Source organism: Pseudomonas sp. QC2, from assembly GCF_002859085.1.
Taxonomy (GTDB): domain Bacteria; phylum Pseudomonadota; class Gammaproteobacteria; order Pseudomonadales; family Pseudomonadaceae; genus Aquipseudomonas; species Aquipseudomonas petroselini.
This window is the reverse complement of sequence record NZ_PKKS01000013.1, coordinates 20,787-41,796: the sequence shown is the minus strand read 5'-3', so window position 1 is coordinate 41,796 and position 21,010 is coordinate 20,787. Positions and strand designations below refer to the sequence as shown.

General features: G+C 60.9%; 20 protein-coding genes. 17 read left to right on the top strand and 3 right to left on the bottom strand.

Annotation, left to right across the window (positions count from 1 at the left end; translation table 11 throughout):
• Positions 1-208 precede the first annotated feature (208 nt).
• A complete protein-coding gene (locus tag QCBJ_RS12995) occupies positions 209-1,207 on the bottom strand; it encodes an AraC family transcriptional regulator (protein WP_102060964.1) in 999 nt (332 codons plus the stop codon).
• Positions 1,208-1,545: 338 nt separating this feature from the next.
• Here QCBJ_RS12995 and QCBJ_RS12990 point away from each other — a divergent pair, with 338 nt between their 5' ends.
• The 3 genes from QCBJ_RS12990 to QCBJ_RS12980 all read left to right on the top strand — a co-directional run bounded on the left by QCBJ_RS12990 (position 1,546) and on the right by QCBJ_RS12980 (position 4,590).
• The gene (locus QCBJ_RS12990; protein ID WP_015885443.1) at positions 1,546-2,877 is read left to right on the top strand and encodes a dicarboxylate/amino acid:cation symporter; all 1,332 of its coding nucleotides are present in this window, start codon (positions 1,546-1,548) and stop codon (positions 2,875-2,877) included.
• Positions 2,878-3,016: 139 nt separating this feature from the next.
• On the top strand, positions 3,017-4,003 hold the full coding sequence (locus QCBJ_RS12985) for an XdhC family protein (protein WP_102060963.1): 987 nt from the start codon (positions 3,017-3,019) through the stop codon (positions 4,001-4,003).
• On the top strand, positions 4,000-4,590 hold the full coding sequence (locus tag QCBJ_RS12980) for an NTP transferase domain-containing protein (RefSeq protein WP_102060962.1): 591 nt from the start codon (positions 4,000-4,002) through the stop codon (positions 4,588-4,590). Before QCBJ_RS12985 ends, QCBJ_RS12980 begins: the two co-directional genes overlap by 4 nt.
• 102 nt (positions 4,591-4,692) lie before the next feature.
• Here the strand turns inward: QCBJ_RS12980 and rne are convergent, their stop codons facing one another.
• Complete coding sequence (gene rne / locus QCBJ_RS12975) at positions 4,693-7,884, bottom strand: ribonuclease E (protein WP_177410661.1); 3,192 nt, start codon at positions 7,882-7,884, stop codon at positions 4,693-4,695.
• A gap of 759 nt (positions 7,885-8,643) precedes the next feature.
• Here rne and rluC point away from each other — a divergent pair.
• The 3 genes from rluC to QCBJ_RS12955 are packed head-to-tail and all read left to right on the top strand — an operon-like array spanning position 8,644 to position 11,257.
• Positions 8,644-9,603 carry a 23S rRNA pseudouridine(955/2504/2580) synthase RluC gene (gene rluC / locus QCBJ_RS12965; protein WP_015885439.1) on the top strand — a complete coding sequence of 320 codons (960 nt, stop codon included), beginning with the start codon at positions 8,644-8,646 and terminating at the stop codon, positions 9,601-9,603.
• A complete protein-coding gene (locus QCBJ_RS12960; RefSeq protein WP_102060960.1) occupies positions 9,590-10,252 on the top strand; it encodes an HAD-IA family hydrolase in 663 nt (220 codons plus the stop codon). The genes rluC and QCBJ_RS12960 overlap by 14 nt, the downstream gene beginning before the upstream one ends.
• A 21-nt stretch (positions 10,253-10,273) precedes the next feature.
• Positions 10,274-11,257: a S49 family peptidase gene (locus tag QCBJ_RS12955; RefSeq protein ID WP_015885437.1), complete on the top strand. Its 984-nt coding sequence runs from the start codon at positions 10,274-10,276 to the stop codon at positions 11,255-11,257.
• A gap of 72 nt (positions 11,258-11,329) precedes the next feature.
• Here QCBJ_RS12955 and QCBJ_RS12950 read toward each other — a convergent pair whose 3' ends face one another.
• Positions 11,330-11,908 (bottom strand): nucleoside triphosphate pyrophosphatase, encoded by a 579-nt coding sequence (locus tag QCBJ_RS12950; RefSeq protein WP_102060959.1) that lies wholly within the window; start codon positions 11,906-11,908, stop codon positions 11,330-11,332.
• Positions 11,909-12,013: 105 nt separating this feature from the next.
• Here QCBJ_RS12950 and QCBJ_RS12945 point away from each other — a divergent pair, with 105 nt between their 5' ends.
• The 11 genes from QCBJ_RS12945 (at position 12,014) to QCBJ_RS12895 (ending at position 20,980) form a co-directional block, all read left to right on the top strand.
• Positions 12,014-12,544: a YceD family protein gene (locus QCBJ_RS12945; RefSeq protein WP_015885435.1), complete on the top strand. Its 531-nt coding sequence runs from the start codon at positions 12,014-12,016 to the stop codon at positions 12,542-12,544.
• Positions 12,545-12,557: 13 nt separating this feature from the next.
• Positions 12,558-12,740 carry a 50S ribosomal protein L32 gene (gene rpmF, locus QCBJ_RS12940; protein WP_003179396.1) on the top strand — a complete coding sequence of 61 codons (183 nt, stop codon included), beginning with the start codon at positions 12,558-12,560 and terminating at the stop codon, positions 12,738-12,740.
• Between the two features lie 4 nt (positions 12,741-12,744).
• The gene (plsX, locus tag QCBJ_RS12935) at positions 12,745-13,755 is read left to right on the top strand and encodes a phosphate acyltransferase PlsX (protein ID WP_015885434.1); all 1,011 of its coding nucleotides are present in this window, start codon (positions 12,745-12,747) and stop codon (positions 13,753-13,755) included.
• Positions 13,756-13,881: 126 nt separating this feature from the next.
• Positions 13,882-14,820 (top strand): ACP S-malonyltransferase, encoded by a 939-nt coding sequence (fabD, locus tag QCBJ_RS12930; RefSeq protein ID WP_015885433.1) that lies wholly within the window; start codon positions 13,882-13,884, stop codon positions 14,818-14,820.
• Positions 14,821-14,850: 30 nt separating this feature from the next.
• On the top strand, positions 14,851-15,594 hold the full coding sequence (fabG, locus tag QCBJ_RS12925) for a 3-oxoacyl-ACP reductase FabG (protein WP_015885432.1): 744 nt from the start codon (positions 14,851-14,853) through the stop codon (positions 15,592-15,594).
• 191 nt (positions 15,595-15,785) lie between these two features.
• Entirely contained in the window at positions 15,786-16,022 is a 237-nt protein-coding gene (acpP, locus tag QCBJ_RS12920) for an acyl carrier protein (RefSeq protein WP_003175607.1), read from the top strand.
• 129 nt (positions 16,023-16,151) lie between these two features.
• On the top strand, positions 16,152-17,396 hold the full coding sequence (gene fabF / locus QCBJ_RS12915; protein WP_015885431.1) for a beta-ketoacyl-ACP synthase II: 1,245 nt from the start codon (positions 16,152-16,154) through the stop codon (positions 17,394-17,396).
• On the top strand, positions 17,396-18,211 hold the full coding sequence (pabC, locus tag QCBJ_RS12910) for an aminodeoxychorismate lyase (RefSeq protein WP_102060958.1): 816 nt from the start codon (positions 17,396-17,398) through the stop codon (positions 18,209-18,211). The genes fabF and pabC overlap by 1 nt, the downstream gene beginning before the upstream one ends.
• Position 18,212: 1 nt before the next feature.
• Positions 18,213-19,346 carry an endolytic transglycosylase MltG gene (gene mltG / locus QCBJ_RS12905; protein ID WP_102060957.1) on the top strand — a complete coding sequence of 378 codons (1,134 nt, stop codon included), beginning with the start codon at positions 18,213-18,215 and terminating at the stop codon, positions 19,344-19,346.
• A 19-nt stretch (positions 19,347-19,365) separates the two neighbouring features.
• Positions 19,366-19,998 (top strand): dTMP kinase, encoded by a 633-nt coding sequence (gene tmk, locus QCBJ_RS12900; protein WP_102060956.1) that lies wholly within the window; start codon positions 19,366-19,368, stop codon positions 19,996-19,998.
• Positions 19,991-20,980, top strand: a complete 990-nt coding sequence (locus QCBJ_RS12895) for a DNA polymerase III subunit delta' (protein WP_015885427.1) — start codon at positions 19,991-19,993, stop codon at positions 20,978-20,980. The genes tmk and QCBJ_RS12895 overlap by 8 nt, the downstream gene beginning before the upstream one ends.
• Positions 20,981-21,010 lie beyond the last annotated feature (30 nt).

Sequence of the window (21,010 nt, the reverse complement as noted above, 5' to 3'; positions counted from 1 at the left end):
ACCATGCTGGCAGCCTTGAGCTTGAACTCACTCGAATAAGATTTACGCATATCCAAACACCTCAGATTTGGGCGCTATCATAGCGCCCGATTGAAGTGTCCAAAATCATTAGGCCAGTTCAAGCCCCCTCCCACATTATTAATGTGTGAACACGTTCAAAGGTGGGAGGGGGCTTGCCCCCGATACCGCCAGTCCAGGCGCTGCCCCTCTAACTCTCCTGCGCGCGATACGCCCCCGGCGTCAACCCCGTCCACTTCTTGAACGCCCGATGAAACGCCGACGGTTCGGAAAAACCCAACTGCTCGGCAATCGCCTGCAATGACAAATCCTCCCGGCCCAAATGATAGATGGCGATGTCCCGCCGCAGCTCATCCTTGAGCGCCTGAAAACTGTTGCCTTCTTCGCGTAAATGCCGGCGTAGGGTCTGGGGGCTGATGTGCAAATGCTGGGCGACGGCTTCCAGGTCGGGCCAGGAGGTGCGGTCGCGACTCAGCAAGCGGCGTAACTGGCTGCTCAAGCTGTCGCCTTCATCCGGCCGGGACAGCAAGTCGGCGGGTGAGCGCTCTAGGAAGTGCTTGAGTGTGCGTTCGTCCTGCAACAGCGGCAGGCTCAGGTAGCGGCTATGAAACACCAGGCTGCTCGTCGGTGCACCAAACACCTGGGTACAGGGAAAGAGCAGGTCGTATTCGCTGGCGTGAGCCGGCATCGGGTAGCTGAAGGTGGACTCATGCAGCCGGATACGCTGGCCTATCAGCCAGCTGCCCAAGCGATGCCAGATCACCAGCAGGCATTCGCTGAGAAAGTGATCCGGGTCCCACAGCGTCGAATCGTCCAGGCTCAAGCGCGCCATATCGCCTTCGCGTGTCAGCTGCCAGCGCGGTCCCTGTGGGAATAGGCTATAAAATAGTAAGCCGCGTTCCAGAGCCTTCTCCAAGGTGCGGCAGTGGATCAGCGCGTGGCACATCATGGCGAAGGTCCCGCGTTTGCTCGGGCCTTCAGCGAAGCCCAGGTATTCGTCGTCCAGCGCCAGCCAGAGCATTTGCAGCAGCCGGGTAAATTGCTCCGGCGCAATGCGGGCGCGGGGTTCGGTCAACAGTTCCGGGGTGATGCCTACCTGTTGCAGCAGCCCTGAATAGTCGTAACCGGCCCGTCGCGCCCCGCCGAGGGCTGCCCGGGCGTAATGACTGGCGATGGTACGTTCACGCATGCGCAGGCCTCGTCCATGGAAGGACGGATGGTAGCCATCACTGCAGAGGGTCACAAGGCGGATATCCGCCAAATTGTAGGACGGGATTGAACGGGGCGGCGGAAATCCGCCACGTGTTGCGGCGCTTAGGAAGGCGTCTGCAAACCCCAAGCCCTGATGTCTAAAGGCCTTTAAGGTTTTTCAGCAAAGTGGCACGGCGTTTGCGATAAGGATGACAGCGCAGGCTGGACCTACAGACCTCGCAAACAACAAATCCCTCCAGTGCAGGAGGGTTCGCAATTCAAGTGTCGTGGGCAATGGCGGATATTTGCCACACGGGACGATTGAGGAACTTTGCAATGACGACTCGTCAGCCAATCTACAAATCCCTGTATTTCCAGGTGATCGTTGCCATCGTTATCGGTATTTTGCTCGGTCACTTCTACCCGGAGACCGGTGTGGCCCTCAAGCCACTGGGTGACGGGTTCATCAAACTGATCAAAATGGTCATCGCCCCGATCATCTTCTGCACCGTTGTCAGCGGTATCGCTGGCATGCAAAGCATGAAATCGGTCGGCAAAACCGGCGGCTACGCGCTGCTCTACTTCGAAATCGTTTCCACCGTCGCGCTGTTGATCGGCTTGATCGTGGTCAACGTTGTGCAACCGGGCGCCGGCATGCACATCGACGTAGCGACCCTGGACGCCTCCAAAGTAGCGGCCTATGTCACTGCCGGTAAAGACCAGAGCATCGTCGGCTTTATCCTCAACGTGATCCCTAACACCATCGTCGGCGCCTTCGCCAACGGCGACATCCTGCAAGTGCTGATGTTCTCGGTGATCTTCGGTTTCGCCCTGCATCGCCTGGGTGCCTACGGCAAGCCGGTCCTGGACTTCATCGATCGCTTCGCCCACGTGATGTTCAACATCATCAACATGATCATGAAGCTCGCGCCAATCGGTGCCCTGGGCGCCATGGCGTTCACCATCGGCGCCTACGGTGTAGGTTCCCTGGTGCAACTGGGCCAGCTGATGATCTGCTTCTACATCACCTGCCTGCTGTTCGTACTGGTGGTGCTGGGCGGTATCTGCCGCGCCCACGGTTTCAGCGTGATCAAACTGATCCGCTACATCCGTGAAGAACTGCTGATCGTTCTGGGTACTTCGTCTTCCGAATCCGCATTGCCACGCATGCTGATCAAGATGGAGCGTCTGGGCGCTAAGAAATCCGTCGTTGGCCTGGTGATCCCGACTGGCTACTCGTTCAACCTCGACGGTACGTCGATCTACCTGACCATGGCTGCCGTGTTCATCGCCCAGGCGACTGACACCCACATGGACATCACCCACCAGATCACCCTGCTGCTGGTGCTGCTGCTGTCCTCCAAAGGCGCTGCAGGCGTGACCGGTTCGGGCTTCATCGTACTGGCAGCGACCCTGTCGGCCGTAGGCCACCTGCCGGTTGCCGGCCTGGCGCTGATCCTGGGTATCGACCGCTTCATGTCCGAAGCCCGTGCGCTGACTAACCTGGTGGGTAACGCCGTTGCCACCATCGTTGTGGCCAAGTGGGTCAAGGAACTGGACACCGACAAGCTGCAAAGCGAGCTGGCGTCTGGCGGTACCGGTATCTCGGAAACCCGCGAAATCGATGACCTGGGCGTGGCCGAAGGCCCTGCACCCGTGGTCAAGTAAATCGCTGATGGCGTGAACTAACGCCGACCGCAACGCACAAACGCCCCGACTGGTTCGGGGCGTTTGCGTTTCTGGCGCGTCACTTTGGGTCTTTTGTTTTACAGTAAGTAAATCGCTTTTAACGCTTGCAGGAGGTTTTGTGGACAGTGTGGATTTGAATGTCCTGCGCAGCGTGCTCGAGTGGCGCCGCGCCGGGCAGCAAGTCGTGTTGTACAGCGTCGTTCAGACGTGGGGCAGTGCCCCGCGTCCACCGGGCGCCATGCTGGCGCTGAGGGGCGATGGTGTGGTGATCGGCTCGGTGTCGGGCGGCTGCATCGAGGACGACTTGATTGCGCGCCTACAGGATGGGCGCTTGCCTGCCGATGGGCCGCCGGTCCAGTTAGTGACCTATGGCGTTACCCGTGATGAGGCCGCGCGTTTTGGCCTGCCGTGTGGCGGCACCTTGCGCTTGACCGAAGAGCGTGTGGGCGACTGGGCGTGGGTGTTGGAGCTTTTGGCGCGGTGTGAAGATCATCAGATCGTCGCGCGTGAGCTTGACCTGGCCAGCGGTGACGTGACCTTGAGCAGCGTAAGCAAGACCGATGCAGTCACCTTCGACGGCGAGCGCCTGCGGGCCATTTATGGTCCGCGCTGGCGCTTGCTGCTGATCGGCGCCGGGCAGCTGTCCCGCTATGTGGCAGAGATGGCGCGCTTGCTGGATTTCGAAGTGCTCATCTGCGACCCGCGCGACGAGTTCGTCTACGGTTGGGAAGAGCAGCACGGCCGGTTCGTACCGGGCATGCCTGATGAGGCCGTGCTGAATATCCAAACGGATGAACGCACTGCCATCGTCTGCCTCACCCATGATCCGCGCCTGGACGATATGGCGTTGCTGACGGCGTTGAATTCCTCGGCGTTCTACATTGGCGCGCTGGGTTCACGGGTCAACAGCCAGAAACGTCGGGAAAACCTCGCCGCGCTGGGGTTGTCTGCCGAGGCCATCGCACGTTTGCATGGGCCGATTGGTTTGCATATCGGCAGTCACACCCCGTCGGAGATCGCGTTGTCGCTGATGGCGGAAATTGTCGCGATCAAGAATGGCGTGGCGCCGATGCAGAAAAAGCCGTTGCCGGTGGTGGCGCAGTGACAGTCACTGCGATAGTGCTCGCGGCGGGGCAGGGCAGTCGTTTCCGCGCTGTGGCGGGGGCTGGCCAGGATAAGTTGCTGGCCGATTGTGTGGGTTTGGATGGTGTGGCGCGGCCGGTGATCGAGCAGGTGCTGGTGAATTTGCCGGGCAATGTGGTTGAGCGCTGGGTGGTGACTTCACCAGATCGGCTTGAAGTGATTCGTCTGGCAGAGGCCTACGGTTGCAAGGTGTTGCTGCTGCGCTCGGCCGGCATGGGTGACAGCCTTGCGGCGGCGGTTGCGGCCAGCGGTGAGTCGGAAGGCTGGTTGGTGCTGCTGGGGGATATGCCGTTTATTCGGGCATCGAGCATTGAACAGGTGATTGATGGGCTGGAGGAAGGGTGTATTAGTGTGCCGGTACAGGATGGGCAATATGGGCATCCTGTCGCGTTCAGCCAGGCATTTCGGCCAGGGCTGATGGAACTGACCGGTGATCGCGGGGCCAAGCCGTTGTTTGCGCAGGCGACGCTGCTTGAAGTACCTGTTGATGATCCGGGCGTGCTCTGGGACGTCGACCTGCCGCAGTCGTTGAATTTCTCCCCACTCTAGCTGTAGGTGCTGGCTGTATTCCAGGCCGGAAACTCAGTGTCTGGCACTCAATAAAAAGCCCCGCCTGATCACTCAGGCGGGGCTTTTTAATTGCTGACGGAATCAGACGAGAGGTTTGCTCTCTTGCTCTGCTTCCTGTGCTGCGGCAGCCGCTGCAGCCGCTGCAGCGGCTTCAGCTTCCTTGCGACGACGACGCACTTCACGTGGGTCGTTCGGGGCACGGCCGTTTTCGGTCAGGGCACTGACCGGTGCTGCTTCAACCACTGGCGCGGCAACTTCGGCAACCACCGGCGCTTCAACCACGGGTGCAGGTTCAACGACCGGAGCAGGCTCAACCACGGGGGCTGGCTCGGCAACCACGACTTCGGCAACCGGTGCCGGCGCGTCTTCTACCACTGGGGCAGGTTCTGGCGCTTCAACCGGCGCGGCAGGCTCGGCAGTCCATTGGAAGGCGGTCTGTTCTTCACGAACTTCACGAACTTCTGGAGCCGCCTCGACAACCGGAGCTTCAACGACTGTTTCAGTCACTGGCTGAGGTTCAATCGCCGGTGCTTCTTCAACCGCTGCCACTTCAACTTCTGGCTGGGCTTCTTGAACCGGAGCAACTTCTACTTCCGGAACAACTTCCACTTCCGGCACAACCGGCGCTTCGATTGGGGTGGTGGCTTCGACAGCCGGCGCTTCTACAACTGGCGCTTCAGCAACCGATGCTTCAACAGCAGGTGCTTCAACGATTGGCGTCTCGGCAACAGGTGTTTCTGCGATGACGGTCTCTTCGACAGCAGCAGTAGCGCGCTCAGCCTGCTCGTGGGCCTGGGCTTCAGCAGGTGCGCTGATGACCGAGCTGGCAACGGCAGCGGTAACAGCCAGGCCGGCAGCCAGTTCGGCGCCCGTCGGTTCGCTGGTAGCGGCTTCTGCGTTTTCGCCGGTCTCTTCCGAGCCTTCGATCACGTTGCCGTTGGCATCACGCTGACGCTCACGACGGTTGCTGCGACGACGCTGGCCACGGGAGCGGCGGCGTGGACGATCGCCTTCGGCGCCTTCCTGACCGTCTTCCTGCGGTTGCTCTTCGCCGGTCAGTACTTCTTCTTCGCTGGCGGCGGCAGCAGCTTGCTCGGCACGTGGTTGACGCTCTTCACGCGGAGCGCGAGGTTGGCGTTCTTCACGTGGCGCGCGTTCTTCACGCGGCTGGCGAGCCGGGCGTTCTTCGCTGACGGCTTCGGCGGCGACGGCAGGAGCGGCATCCAGCGGCTCGCGCAGTTCACGCACACGTTCTTCACGCTCGCCACGTGGCTTGCGATCTTCACGCGGAGCACGTGGGGTGCGTGGTGCACGCTCTTCACGCGGTGCGCGTTCTTCACGGGCTACGGTCGGGGTTTCTTCACGGGCTTCGCGAGGCGCACGCTCTTCACGTGGCGCGCGTTCTTCACGCGGTGCACGTTCTTCGCGAGGCTTGCGTTCTTCGTCACGGCGACCGTTACGGTTACGGCTCTGCTGGCGACCGTTGCGACGCTCTTCGTTGCGCGCCGGGCGTTCGGTGGCAGGTTTTTCAACCACCACCGGAGCAACGGGCTCTTCCTTGGTCGCGAACAGGCTGACCAGCGACTTCACCAGGCCCTTGAACAGGCTTGGCTCAGGCAGGGCGGCCGGTGCGGCAGCCGGTGCAGCCACTTCAGTCGGCACCGGTGCGTTGGCGCGGGCAGGGGCGGTCTTCACAGCGGCTTCCTGGCGAACCAGGGTGCGGGTCGCAGCGGCCGGCTGGACTTCTTCCACTTCGGCGGCGGCAGCGGCGATTTCATAGCTGGACTGGCCGCTGTGGGCTTCCGGGCTGTCATCACGCAGGCGCTGCACTTCGAAGTGCGGCGTCTCGAGGTGATCGTTCGGCAGGATCACGATACGGGCACGGGTGCGCAGTTCGATCTTGGTGATCGAGTTGCGTTTTTCGTTGAGCAGGAACGCGGCGACCGGGATCGGCACTTGTGCGCGGACTTCGGCGGTGCGGTCTTTCAGGGCTTCTTCTTCGATCAGGCGCAGGATCGCCAGGGACAGCGACTCGACGTCACGGATGATGCCGGTGCCGTTGCAACGCGGGCAGACGATGCCGCTGCTTTCGCCCAGGGACGGACGCAGGCGTTGACGGGACATTTCCAGCAGGCCGAAGCGCGAGATGCGGCCAACCTGTACGCGGGCACGGTCAGCTTCCAGGCATTCGCGGACTTTCTCTTCCACGGCGCGCTGGTTCTTGGCGGGGGTCATGTCGATGAAGTCGATCACGATCAGGCCGCCGATGTCGCGCAGGCGCAGCTGGCGGGCGATTTCTTCAGCCGCTTCCAGGTTGGTCTGCAGGGCGGTTTCTTCGATGTCGCTACCTTTAGTGGCGCGCGCCGAGTTGATGTCGATGGACACCAGGGCTTCGGTCGGGTCGATCACAATGGAGCCACCGGAAGGCAGTTCGACCACGCGCTGGAAGGCGGTCTCGATCTGGCTTTCGATCTGGAAACGGTTGAACAGCGGGACGCTGTCTTCGTACAGCTTGATCTTGCTGGCGTACTGCGGCATGACCTGGCGGATGAAGGTCAGGGCTTCGTCCTGTGCTTCAACGCTGTCGATCAGCACTTCGCCGATGTCCTGGCGCAGGTAATCGCGGATGGCGCGGATGATCACGTTGCTTTCCTGGTAGATCAGGAACGGCGCGGAACGATCCAGGGACGCTTCTTTGATGGCGGTCCATAGTTGCAGCAGGTAGTCGAGGTCCCACTGCATTTCTTCGCTGCTGCGGCCCAGGCCGGCAGTGCGAACGATCAGGCCCATGTCGGCCGGTGCGATCAGGCCGTTCAGCGCTTCACGCAGTTCGTTGCGCTCTTCGCCTTCGATGCGACGGGAAATACCGCCGGCACGTGGGTTGTTCGGCATCAGGACCAGGTAACGGCCTGCCAGGCTGATGAAGGTGGTCAGGGCTGCGCCCTTGTTGCCACGTTCTTCTTTTTCGACCTGAACGATGACTTCCTGGCCTTCGCTCAGGACGTCCTTGATGTTCACGCGGCCTTCAGGTGCTTTCTTGAAGTATTCGCGGGAGATTTCTTTGAGGGGCAGGAAGCCGTGGCGCTCGGAGCCGAAATCGACAAAGGCAGCCTCAAGGCTTGGTTCGATGCGAGTAATACGGCCTTTATAGATATTGGCCTTCTTCTGCTCGCGTGCACCGGATTCGATGTCCAGGTCGTAGAGGCGTTGGCCATCTACCAGTGCAACACGCAACTCTTCGGGTTGAGTTGCGTTAATCAGCATTCTTTTCATGTTGTACCGTCGGTTTCCGGGCTGCCGGAAACGGCGTTCGGCACACACGACTTCTCACGGTCGGTGTCAGGTGCGTCAAGAGTGGTTGGCCACTCCAGTGTCCAGCAATAACAGGCCAATTGGGCCGGTATCGCGACGGACGCGTCCTGCTTGTTAGCGGTGGTGACAAAGGCACCACTTCAACAAAAGCTAAGGTCAGGAGGAGGAATCAACCGGCGACTGTGGACGAGATGAAGCGTCTAAATATAAGCCTAGTGCTACACGGTCCGACGGTTGTGCATCTCCACCCTACACGTATCCCTGATAATTCGGGTGCTGCCGCGCGCAGAATCCGCAGCGGGTTGGCATTTACCGTGTACTCCAATGGGGAGTCCACGCTCATGGCTAAACAAGACTAGGTGTGGGCGATCGCGCTCTCACTCAGCTCTTAACAGGCGTTGTTTCCGAAGCATTCGCCATGGTGTGGCTCAAGACTGACTGCACTTTGTGAACTGGCCGTAAATATCGGCGCAAAACGCGAGTAATCACTCTGCGTACTGCACTCGCTTCAGGCCTCATGTCACCTGCGCTTGTTACAATCCCGAGCCTTCCAAGGTGGCGAAAGCCCCGTAGGACGGCCTCGCGTCCTGATGAATTGCGATGGTCAGGGCCGGCAATTTGCCGCAAGTCCTCTGTCCAGGCCGCTTTTGGCGGCGTTCGCGACTATAGCAGCAATGATTAAGTGCTTCAATTCCATAAAAAATTGTTATCATCGCCGCCATGACGACTACCGCCCCCCAGACCCCCAGCGTCCAGCTGCTCGAGGTCTCGCCGGAATATGCCGGCCAACGCATCGATAATTTTCTCCTGGCCAGGCTCAAAGGCGTGCCCAAGACCTTGATCTACCGCATCTTGCGTAAAGGTGAAGTGCGGGTGAACAAGGGCCGGATCAAGCCCGAGTACAAGTTGCAGGCGGGCGATATCGTCCGTGTGCCGCCGGTGCGCGTGCCTGAGCGTGATGAACCTGTCCCGCTGGCCCAAGGTCTGTTGCAGCGCCTTGAGGCGTCGATTGTCTTCGAAGACAACAAGCTGATCGTGATCAACAAGCCCTGCGGTATTGCGGTTCACGGCGGCAGTGGCCTGAATTTCGGCGTGATCGAAGCCTTTCGTCAGTTGCGTCCGGACGCCAAGGAGCTGGAATTGGTCCATCGCCTGGACCGTGACACCTCCGGCCTGCTGATGATCGCCAAGAAACGCAGCATGTTGCGTCATTTGCACACCGCCCTGCGTGGCGATGGCGTAGACAAGCGCTACATGGCGCTGGTGCGCGGCAACTGGGCCAGCTCGATCAAAAGCGTTCGCGCGCCCTTGCAGAAGAGCAACCTGCGCTCCGGCGAGCGCATGGTCGAGGTGGACGAGGAGGGTAAAGAAGCCCTGACCCTGTTCAAGGTGCTGCGTCGCTTCGGTGACTTCGCCACCATGGTCGAGGCCAAGCCGGTAACCGGCCGTACCCACCAGATTCGCGTACACACCTTGCATGCGGGTCATTGCATCGCCGGTGATACCAAATACGGCGACGAGGGTTTCTCCAAGGAAATCCGTGATTTAGGCGGCAAGCGCCTGTTCCTGCACGCCTACATGCTCACCGTGCCGCTGCCCGATGGTGGCGAATTGAAGCTGCAGGCGCCGGTCGATGAGATGTGGGCCAAGACCGTGGAGCGTTTGAGTGTCGCACCCTGATTACAAGCTGCTGATCTTCGATTGGGACGGCACCCTGTGTAATTCCATTGGTCGGATCGTCGAATCGATGCACACCGCGTCGACCCGTTCGGGGTTCGCGCTGTGCACTGACCACGCGGTCAAGGGCATTATCGGGCTCGGCTTGCCTGAGGCCATTCGCACCTTGTACCCCGAGATCAGCGACGCTGAGTTGGTTGCATTCCGAGATCATTACGCCGATCACTACATCGCCCTGGAGGCCACGCCTTCGCCGTTGTTCGAGGGGGTGGTGCAGTCGCTGGATGCGTTCCGCGCCGAGGGTTATCACCTGGCGGTCGCTACCGGCAAGGCCCGTCGCGGGCTGGACCGGGTGCTCAAGGCCCACGGTTGGGAAGATTATTTCGATATCACCCGCGCCGCCGATGAAACTGCCAGTAAGCCTCATCCTCTGATGCTGGAGCAGATCCTGGCGCACTGCGGTGTGTCGCCACGCCAGGCGTTGATGGTGGGGGATGCCTCCTTCGACCTGATGATGGCGCGCAATGCTGGCATGGACAGTGTGGCGGTCAGTTATGGCGCCCAGGCGGCCGAGGCCTTGCAGCGCTATGAGCCCAGGCTGACGATTGATCATTTTTCCGAATTGCAGGCCTGGCTCAGCCGGGCCCAATAAGTCTTTGCTGGGGTTGATGGCATGAGTGACGAGTGGAAAGCGCCCGAAAAGGCTGAAAACGGTGATGACAAAAGCTGGAAGCTGCTGGAGAAAACCCTCCTGGCCAGCGTCCAGGAACAGCGTCGTGCGCGGCGTTGGGGGATTTTCTTCAAGCTGCTGACATTTGTCTGGTTGATTGCCATGCTGGCGTTGTTCAGCCCGCTCATGGACATGGAAAAAAGCGCGACCCGTGGCGCCCACTACACCGCCCTGATCGAAGTGCGCGGGGTGATTGCCGACAAGGAGTCTGCCAGCGCCGACAACATCGTCAGCAGCCTGCGTGCCGCGTTCGAGGACCCCAAGGTCAAGGGCGTGATCCTGCGCATCAACAGTCCGGGCGGCAGCCCGGTGCAGTCGGGTTATGTGTATGACGAGATTCGCCGTCTGCGTGGCCTGCATCCGGATATCAAGCTGTACGCGGTGATTTCCGACCTGGGTGCTTCGGGTGCCTATTACATTGCCAGCGCCGCTGACCAGATCTATGCCGACAAGGCCAGCCTGGTGGGTTCCATCGGTGTAACGGCGGCCGGTTATGGGTTTGTCGGCACCATGGAGAAGCTGGGGGTGGAGCGCCGCACCTACACCTCGGGTGAGCACAAATCGTTCCTTGATCCGTTCCAGCCGCAAAAAGCTGATGAAACCCAGTTCTGGCAAGGCGTGCTCGACACCACTCATCGCCAGTTCATCGCCAGCGTGAAGCAAGGGCGTGGCGATCGCCTGAAAGATAAAGACCATCCGGAGCTGTTCTCCGGGCTCGTGTGGTCCGGCGAGCAGGCGTTGCCGCTGGGCTTGATCGACGGCCTGGGCAGTGCCAGTTCGGTGGCGCGGGATGTGATTGGCGAGAAGGAGTTGGTGGATTTCACGGTTGAGGAATCGCCGTTTGATCGGTTCTCCAAGAAACTCGGTTCGAGTGTGGCTGAGAAGCTGGCGCTGTACATGGGCTTCCAAGGCCCGACGCTACGCTGAAGTCTCAAGCCTGGTGTAGTTCCAAATGTGGGAGGGGGGAAGCCCCCTTCCACATTTGGTTGTGTGCTGTTCTTAGGGGATTTGCACGCCCTCTGCCAGCAGCATGTCTACCAGGCGAATCAGCGGTAAGCCGACAAGGCTGGTGGCGTCCGGCCCTTCGGTACCCTGGAACAGGCTCACACCCAGCCCCTCTGCCTTGAAGCTGCCCGCGCAGTCATACGGCTGCTCGATGCGCAGGTAGCGCTCGATACGCTCAGCGTCCAGCTCGCGCATGTGCACTGTAAAAGCTACGCAGTCGACTTGGCAGTGCCCTGTCTCGCTGTTCAGCAGTGCCAGCCCGGTGAGGAAACTCACGCGTTTGCCGCTGGCAGCCAGTAACTGTTCGCGAGCATTTTCGAAGGTGTGCGGTTTGCCGATGATCCGGCCTTCCAGCGCGGCGACCTGGTCCGAGCCGATAATCAAATGCCCCGGATGACTGGCGGCCAGGGCGCGGGCTTTTTGTTCGGCCAGGCGCTTGACCAGCTCGACGGCGGATTCATTTTTACGGTGGCTTTCGTCGATATCCGGCGAGCTGCAGATGAACGGCAGGTGCAGGCGGCTCAGCAATTCCCGGCGATAAACCGAGCTGGATGCGAGTAATAAAGGCAGCATGGGCGTCTCCTCAGGGCGGCAGCGGATTCTAGCGGCGTGACCGGCTGACGCACAGGGCTGAATTTCCTTTGACATGGCTGGGTGCATCCCTATAATGCTGCGCCTATGTTGAATGACCCGATTCCACCTCACGTTGACCCGCGCAAATTGGCTGATCGTGGCACTTCCCTTCAAGGTGAGTTGCTGTTGGCCGATTTGGAGAGACTCTGCGACCCGCTTTCCGACACCGTCGGTACGGTCCAGGCTAAATTCGTTTTTGAACGAGATGAACGTAAATCTGTGGTAATTCACAGCTTTATCGACACCGAAGTCAAAATGGTTTGCCAGCGTTGTCTTGAGCTGGTCACCCTGCCGATCCACAGCGAGTGCAGTTATGCCGTGGTGAAGGAGGGTGCGAATACCCAGTCGTTGCCGAAAGGTTATGACGTGCTGGAACTGGGCGAAGATCCATTGGATCTGCATGCACTGATCGAGGAGGAGCTTCTGCTCGCCTTGCCCATTGTGCCTGCTCATCATCCGGAAGAATGCCAGCAGCCGGAGGGGCTCGATGACGAGTCCGAACCGAGCGAGGACGAGGTAACGCGGTCCAACCCGTTCAGTGTATTGGCGCAGTTAAAGCGTGACCCAAACGTTTAGGAGTTAATCAATTATGGCTGTTCAGCAGAACAAAAAATCCCGCTCCGCCCGTGACATGCGTCGTTCGCACGACGCTCTCGAGGCTAGCACCCTGTCCGTAGAAAAGACCACCGGTGAAGTTCACCTGCGTCACCACGTATCGCCAGAAGGCGTATACCGTGGCCGTAAAGTGATCGACAAGGGCGCTGACGAGTAATCACTTGTCTGCTCTAGTCATCGCGATAGACGCAATGGGCGGGGACTTCGGTCCCCGCAGCATTGTTCAGGCCTGCATTGCCAGCCTGTCCGCCACACCCTCGCTGCACCTGACCCTCGTCGGTCAACCCTCCTTACTTGAAGAACTGATTGCCAGCCATCCGGCGGTGGATCGCGCGCGCCTGACGGTTACAGCGGCCAGCGAAACCATCGGTATGGATGAAAAGCCGGCGGCGGCCCTGCGTGGCAAGCCCGACTCGTCAATGCGGGTGGCCCTTGAGTTGCTGCGCGACGGCAAGGTGCAGGCCTGTGTCAGCGCCGGTAACACCGGGGCGTTGATGGCATTGTCGCGTTATGTGCTCAAGACGCTGCCCGGCATCGACCGGCCGGCGATGGTGGCGGCGATTCCGACGCAGAAAGGTTATTGCCAACTGCTGGACTTGGGCGCCAACGTCGATTGCAGTGCCGAGCACCTGTTCCAGTTTGCCGTGATGGGCTCGGTGGCCGCCGAAGCGCTGGGCGTAGCCCGCCCGCGGGTGGCCTTGCTGAATATCGGCACCGAAGACATCAAGGGCAACCAGCAGGTCAAGCTGGCGGCCACCTTGCTGCAAGGCGCGCGGGGTCTGAACTACGTCGGTTTTATCGAAGGTGATGGCTTGTACCGTGGCGAGGCGGACGTGGTGGTGTGCGACGGTTTTGTCGGCAATATCCTGCTCAAATCCAGCGAAGGCCTGGCGACCATGATCGCCACGCGTATCGAAGCGTTGTTCAGGCAGAATCTGGTGTCACGCATGGTGGGCGCCCTGGCGCTGCCGTTGATGCGCCGCCTCCAGGCTGATCTGGCCCCGGCGCGGCATAATGGCGCGAGTTTCCTGGGGTTGCAGGGCATCGTGGTGAAAAGTCATGGCTCGGCAGGCGTCGAGGGCTTTCAAAGCGCGATTGCGCGGGCCTTGATCGAGATCCAGGAGAACCTGCCGCAACGCTTGCATGGGCGTCTTGAGGATCTGTTGCCTTAGGCGAATCGGCCCGGGAGTGCTTAAATGTGACCGGCCAGTTCAATTGACCATCCAATCTGTCAGTTTCGTGCGCTCCCACCGTAGGAGTGCGCATTTTTGACGACCAGATCATTAGGGGCTTGTTACATGTCTACATCCCTCGCATTCGTCTTTCCAGGGCAGGGTTCGCAGTCCCTCGGCATGTTGGCCGAGCTGGGCGCGCAATACCCATTGATCCTGGACACCTTCAAGGAAGCTTCCGACGCCCTGGGTTACGACCTGTGGGCACTGACCCAGCAGGGGCCGGAAGAACAACTCAATCAAACCGATAAAACCCAACCGGCCATCCTGACCGCTTCGATCGCCTTGTGGCGCTTGTGGCTGGCGGAAGGCGGCGCGCGCCCGGCATTCGTCGCCGGTCACAGCCTGGGCGAATACAGCGCCCTGGTGGCGGCGGGCAGCCTGACCCTCGGTGAAGCGGTCAAGCTGGTCGAGCGTCGTGGTCAACTGATGCAGGAAGCCGTTCCGGCCGGGCAGGGCGGCATGGCCGCTATCCTGGGCCTGGACGATGCCGTGGTGATCGAAGCCTGCGCCGAAGCGGCCCAAGGCGAGGTCGTCAGCGCAGTGAACTTCAACTCCCCTGGCCAGGTGGTGATCGCCGGTGCCAAGGCTGCCGTTGAGCGTGCCATCGAAGGCTGCAAGGCGCGTGGCGCCAAGCGCGCATTGCCGTTGCCGGTGAGCGTGCCATCGCACTGCGAGTTGATGCGCCCGGCGGCCGAGCGTTTTGCCGAGTCCATCGCCGCCATCAACTGGCAGGCGCCGCAGATCCCGCTGGTGCAGAACGTCAGCGCGGCAGTGGCCGCCGACCTCGAGACCCTCAAGCGCGATCTGCTGGAACAGCTCTACAAGCCCGTACGCTGGGTTGAGTCGGTCCAGACCCTGGCTGCCAATGGCGCCACCGAGCTGGTCGAGTGCGGCCCGGGCAAAGTCCTGGCCGGCCTGAACAAACGCTGCGCCGACGGTGTGTCGACCGCTAACCTGAATACCCCGGATGCCTTCGCTGCCGCTCGCGCGGCACTGGCCTGAACCCTGATCCCGAACTTAGGAGAAGCCTGCATGAGTCTGCAAGGTAAAGTTGCACTGGTCACCGGCGCTAGCCGTGGCATTGGCCAGGCGATCGCCCTGGAGCTGGGCCGTCAGGGCGCCGTTGTGATCGGCACCGCCACTTCCGCCTCGGGCGCCGAGCGTATCGCCGCGACCCTGAAGGAAAACGGCGTGCAAGGCACCGGTCTTGAGCTGAACGTGACCAGCGATGAGTCCGTGGCTGCGGTATTGGCCGAGATCACTGCACAGTTCGGCGCACCGGCTATTCTGGTGAATAACGCCGGTATCACCCGCGATAACCTGATGATGCGCATGAAAGACGACGAGTGGTACGACGTGGTCGATACCAACTTGAACAGTCTGTTTCGCCTGTCCAAGGGCGTTTTGCGTGGCATGACCAAGGCGCGTTGGGGCCGAATTATCAATATTGGCTCCGTAGTGGGTGCCATGGGCAACGCAGGCCAAGTAAACTATGCAGCCGCCAAGGCCGGTCTGGAAGGTTTCAGTCGTGCATTGGCGCGTGAAGTCGGCTCGCGGTCGATTACGGTCAACTCGGTGGCCCCAGGGTTCATCGACACCGATATGACCCGCGAACTGCCGGAAGCACAGCGTGAAGCCTTGCTGACGCAGATTCCGCTGGGCCGTCTGGGCCAGGCTCAAGAGATCGCGAATGTGGTCACTTTCCTGGCATCTGACGGTGCGGCATACGTGACTGGGGCTACAATCCCGGTGAACGGCGGGATGTACATGAGTTAAATTGTGACGGATCGCTTCAAAAAAATGTCATACGAGCTGTCTAAAATCCGTTATAAAGCTGCAACTTAATTTATAGGCAGGTGGCCGACCGGGTACAGGGTGAAGCTTTCAGTTGAAAAGCTGAAATGGCTTTCTATACACTTACCCACTGGCCAGCTGCCTGAATTTGTCCATTAGGAGTTAAACAAGGTATGAGCACCATCGAAGAGCGCGTCAAGAAAATCGTCGCCGAGCAACTGGGCGTTAAAGAAGAAGAAGTGGTCAACACTGCTTCCTTCGTAGAAGACCTGGGTGCCGATTCCCTTGACACCGTTGAGCTGGTGATGGCTCTGGAAGAGGAATTCGAGACCGAAATCCCGGACGAAGAAGCTGAAAAAATCACTACTGTTCAAGCTGCTATCGACTACGTTACTAGCCACCAGGCGTAATAGTTTGTAGTCGTCGCTTGCTGTCAGGGAAAAACCGCACTGCTGTAACGGCGTGCGGTTTTTTCTTTAAGCGCTGATGAAAAGTCGGTTCTGATGCAAAGTGTCGTCATCAAGAAAAAGGAGAGTGCTGTGTCGCGTAGACGCGTCGTAGTCACCGGTATGGGTATGTTGTCGCCACTGGGCACGGATGTGCCGAGCAGTTGGCAGGGCATTCTGGCTGGCCGCAGTGGTATTGGTCTGATCGAACACACGGACCTTTCTGCCTATTCCACCCGTTTTGGCGGCTCGGTAAAGGGTTTTAATGTCGAGGAATATCTCTCGATAAAAGAGTCCCGCAAACTCGACCTGTTCATTCAATACGGCCTGGCAGCCGGTTTTCAGGCGGTGCGTAACGCCGGCCTGGAAGTCACCGACGCCAACCGTGACCGCATCGGCGTGGCCATGGGTTCGGGTATTGGCGGTTTGACCAATATCGAAGAAACCAGCCGCACCTTGCACGATTCCGGCCCCCGTCGAATTTCACCGTTCTTCGTGCCGGGTTCGATCATCAATATGATTTCCGGTTTCCTGTCCATCCACTTGGGCGCACAGGGACCTAACTACGCCATTGCCACCGCCTGCACCACCGGTACGCATTGCATTGGCATGGCGGCGCGCAACATCGCCTATGACGAAGCCGACGTGATGATCGCCGGCGGCGCCGAAATGGCGGCCTGCGGCCTGGGCATGGGCGGCTTCGGCGCGTCCCGTGCGCTGTCGACCCGCAACGATGAGCCGACCCGTGCCAGCCGTCCGTGGGACAAGGGCCGTGATGGCTTCGTATTGTCCGACGGTGCCGGTGCGCTGGTGCTGGAAGAGTTGGAACACGCCAAGGCGCGTGGCGCCACCATTTACGCCGAGCTGATCGGCTTTGGCATGAGCGGTGACGCCTACCACATGACCTCGCCACCGTCCGACGGTGCCGGTGCTGCGCGTTGCATCACCAACGCCCTGCGCGATGCGAAGGTCAACCCGGACCAGGTGCAGTACATCAATGCCCACGGCACCTCGACCCCGACGGGCGACCTGGCGGAAGCCGAAGCCATCAAGTCGGTGTTCGGTGAGCACGCGTACAAGCTGGCGGTCAGTTCCACCAAGTCCATGACCGGCCACTTGCTGGGCGCGGCGGGCGCGGTTGAAGCGATCTTCAGCGTCATGGCCATCAAGGATCAGGTCGCTCCGCCGACCATCAACCTGGATGAGCCGGACGAAGGCTGCGACCTGAACTTCGTGCCTCACGAAGCGCAGCCCATGCCGATCGACGTGACAATCTCCAACTCGTTCGGGTTTGGCGGTACCAACGGTTCCCTGGTGTTCCGCCGGTTCGCCGAGTGATGCACAGCTGGGTCGACGGTCAGCCAGCGGACAGCGTGCCTCTGAAAGATCGTGGCCTGGCGTATGGCGATGGGCTGTTCGAGACCCTCGCCGTCAAGGCCGGGCAGCCTGTGCTGCTCGACCGTCACCTGCAACGCCTCGAAGAGGGGTGCAGGCGCCTCGCTTTGGTTGCGGATCAGGAGCTGATCCGCAGCGAAGTGCTGGCCTTTGCCGCCGCCCTCGGCGATGGCGTTCTCAAATTGATCCTCACCCGTGGCGACAGCCTGCGCGGTTATGGCATCACCCCTGGCGCCCCGGCGCGCCGTATCTTGCAGGGCAGTCCGCCCGCTACCTATCCCAATGCCCATGCAGCCGACGGCATCCGCCTGTTTGCCTGTGCTACCCGCTTGGCTGAGCAGCCGTTACTGGCCGGCCTCAAGCACCTCAATCGCCTGGAGCAGGTGATCGCCCGCGCCGAGTGGCAGGATGCCGAGCATGCCGAAGGCTTGATGCTGGATGTGTCTGGACGCGTCATCGAGGGCGTATTCAGCAACCTGTTCCTGGTGCGCAACGGCTTGTTACTAACCGCCGATCTGAATCGTTGTGGGGTTGCCGGCGTGATGCGCGCCGAGATTCTGGCCCAGGCGCAAACCCTGGGCGTCCCGGTGGCCGTGGCCGACATCAGCCTTGAGCAGTTACAGCAGGCCGATGAAGTCTTTGTGTGCAACAGCGTTTATGGCATTTGGCCGGTGCGTGGGTGCGCTGCGATGAGCTGGCCGGTTGGGCCGCTCACCCGTAAACTGCAGGGCATTGTTCGCGCACTATTGGGTATTTGAGTTGATACGAAAACTGGTTGTACTGCTGCTGATCGCCTTGTTCTCGGCGGCGTTGCTGTTGGGCTATTCGGCCTGGAAGTTCGATTCTGCCTTGAAGCAGCCCTTGAACCTGACCCAGGAGCAATTGCTCGATGTACCGGCGGGGGCGACCCCTACCGGCACCTTCAATCGCCTGGAAGCCGACGGCGTGCTTGAAGGCGCTTTCTGGTTGCGCCTGTACTGGCGCTTCAACCTCGACGGCCAGCCACTGCACAGCGGCGAATACCGCATGACACCCGGTATGACGGCGCAGGGCTTGATCGGCCTGTGGCAGCGCGGTGAAGTGGTGCAATACAGCCTGACACTGGTGGAAGGCTGGAACTTCCGCCAGGTGCGCTCGGCCCTGGCCAAGCATGAAAAGATCGTGCAAACCCTCTCGGGCCTGACTGACAGCGAAGTGATGGACAAGCTCGGTCATCCCGGCGTGTTTCCCGAAGGGCGGTTCTTCCCGGATACCTATCGTTTTGTGCGGGGCATGACCGACGTCGAATTCCTGAAAAAAGCCTATAACCGCCTGGACGATGTCCTCGCCCAGGAGTGGAGCAAGCGCGCCGCCGATGCGCCCTACACCGACCCTTATCAAGCGCTGATCATGGCCTCGCTGGTGGAAAAAGAGACCGGCGTGCCTGAAGAGCGTGGGCAGATCGCCGGGGTGTTTGTGCGTCGCCTGAAGATCGGCATGCTGCTGCAGACCGATCCGACGGTCATCTACGGCCTGGGCGAGCGCTACAACGGCAAGCTGACCCGCGCTCACCTCAAGGAAGCCAACCCCTACAACACCTACATGGTCGCCGGGCTGCCGCCGACGCCCATCGCCATGGTCGGTCGCGAGGCGATCCATGCCGCGCTGAACCCGGTCCCGGGCAGCAGCTTGTATTTTGTCGCAAGGGGTGACGGCAGCCATATTTTCTCCGATGACCTGGATGCGCATAATGCCGCCGTGCGTGAGTTCCAGCTCAAGCGCCGCGCCGATTACCGCTCCAGCCCGGCGCCGGTGGTGAAGCCTGCGGAAGATGCAGCGCCACCGGCCGATGCGCCCGCCGAAACGCCGGCGGCTCCAGCACCCGACGCCGCCGCACCGCAAAGCCCGCAATGACTCTGACTAAGGACTGCCTGTGACTGGCTTGTTTATTACCCTGGAAGGCCCCGAAGGCGCCGGCAAAAGCACCAACCGCGATTACCTGGCCGAGCGTTTGCGCAGCGAAGGCATCGAGGTGGTGTTGACCCGCGAACCGGGTGGTACGCCACTGGCGGAGCGCATCCGCGAAGTGCTGCTGGCGCCGGGTGAAGAACAGATGAACGCGGACACCGAGTTGCTGCTGGTGTTTGCCGCGCGCGCCCAGCACCTGGCCGAAGTGATTAGTCCGGCCCTGGCCCGTGGTGCCGTGGTGATTTGCGACCGGTTTACCGATTCCACATACGCCTACCAAGGCGGTGGCCGCGGCTTGTCCCTGGCGCGCATCGCCACCCTGGAAACCTTCGTCCAAGGCGATTTGCGCCCTGACCTGACGCTGGTGTTCGACCTGCCGGTGGAAGTCGGCCTGGCCCGTGCCAGTGCCCGTGGCCGTCTGGACCGTTTCGAGCTCGAAGGCCAGGCTTTCTTCGACGCAGTCCGTACCGCGTTCCTCACACGCGCCGCCGCCGAGCCTGAGCGTTATTACCTGCTGGACGCTGCCCAGCCGCTGGCCCACGTGCAGCAAGCCATCGATGCATTGTTGCCGACCCTGCTGGAGCGCGCCCGTGGCTGAAGCCTACCCGTGGCAGGACAGCCTGTGGCAACAACTGGCCGGCCGCGCCCAGCACGCGCACGCCTACCTGTTGCATGGGCCGGTGGGGATCGGCAAGCGTGACCTGGCCGAGCGGCTCATGGCCAGCTTGCTGTGCCAGCGTCCAGTCAATCTGGAAGCGTGCGGTGAGTGCAAGTCGTGCCTGTTGCTCAAGGCCGGCAGCCACCCGGATAACTACGTGCTGGAACCCGAGGAAGCCGACAAAGCGATCAAGGTCGACCAAGTGCGTGACCTCGTCAGCTTCGTGGTGCAAACCGCGCAGATGGGCGGGCGCAAGGTGGTGCTGATCGAGCCGGTGGAGGCGATGAACATCAACGCCGCCAACGCGTTGCTCAAAAGCCTGGAGGAGCCGTCCGGCGACACCGTGTTGTTGCTGGTGAGCCACCAGTCCAGCCGTCTGTTGCCGACTATCCGCAGCCGGTGCGTGCAGCAGGCGTGTCCGCTGCCGAGCGAGGCCATGAGCCTTGAGTGGCTGGGGAAGGCGTTGCCGGACTGCACCGAGGACGAGCGCGTCGAGTTGCTGACGCTGGCCGCCGGCTCGCCGTTGGCGGCGGTGAAGCTGCAAGCCCAGGGCGTGCGTGAGCAGCGCGCGCTGGTGGTGGATGGCGTGAAGAAACTGATCAAGCAGGAAATGTCCGCCACCCAATTGGCAGAAACTGCCTGGAAGGACATTCCCTTGCTGTTGCTGTTCGACTGGTTCTGCGACTGGTCGAGCCTGATCCTGCGTTACCAGCTGACCCAGGATGAAAACGGCCTGGGCCTGCCGGACATGCGCAAGGTGGTGCAGTACCTGGCGCAGAAAAGCGCCCAGGACAAAGTCCTGACTATCCAGGACTGGATCCTCGCGCAGCGCCAGAAAGTGCTCGGCAAGGCCAACCTGAACCGCGTGCTGCTGCTTGAAGCGCTGCTGGTGCAGTGGGTCGGTTTGCTCGGCCGCCGTTAATTTCCGTGGCCGGCGGGTGTATCGTCGGCC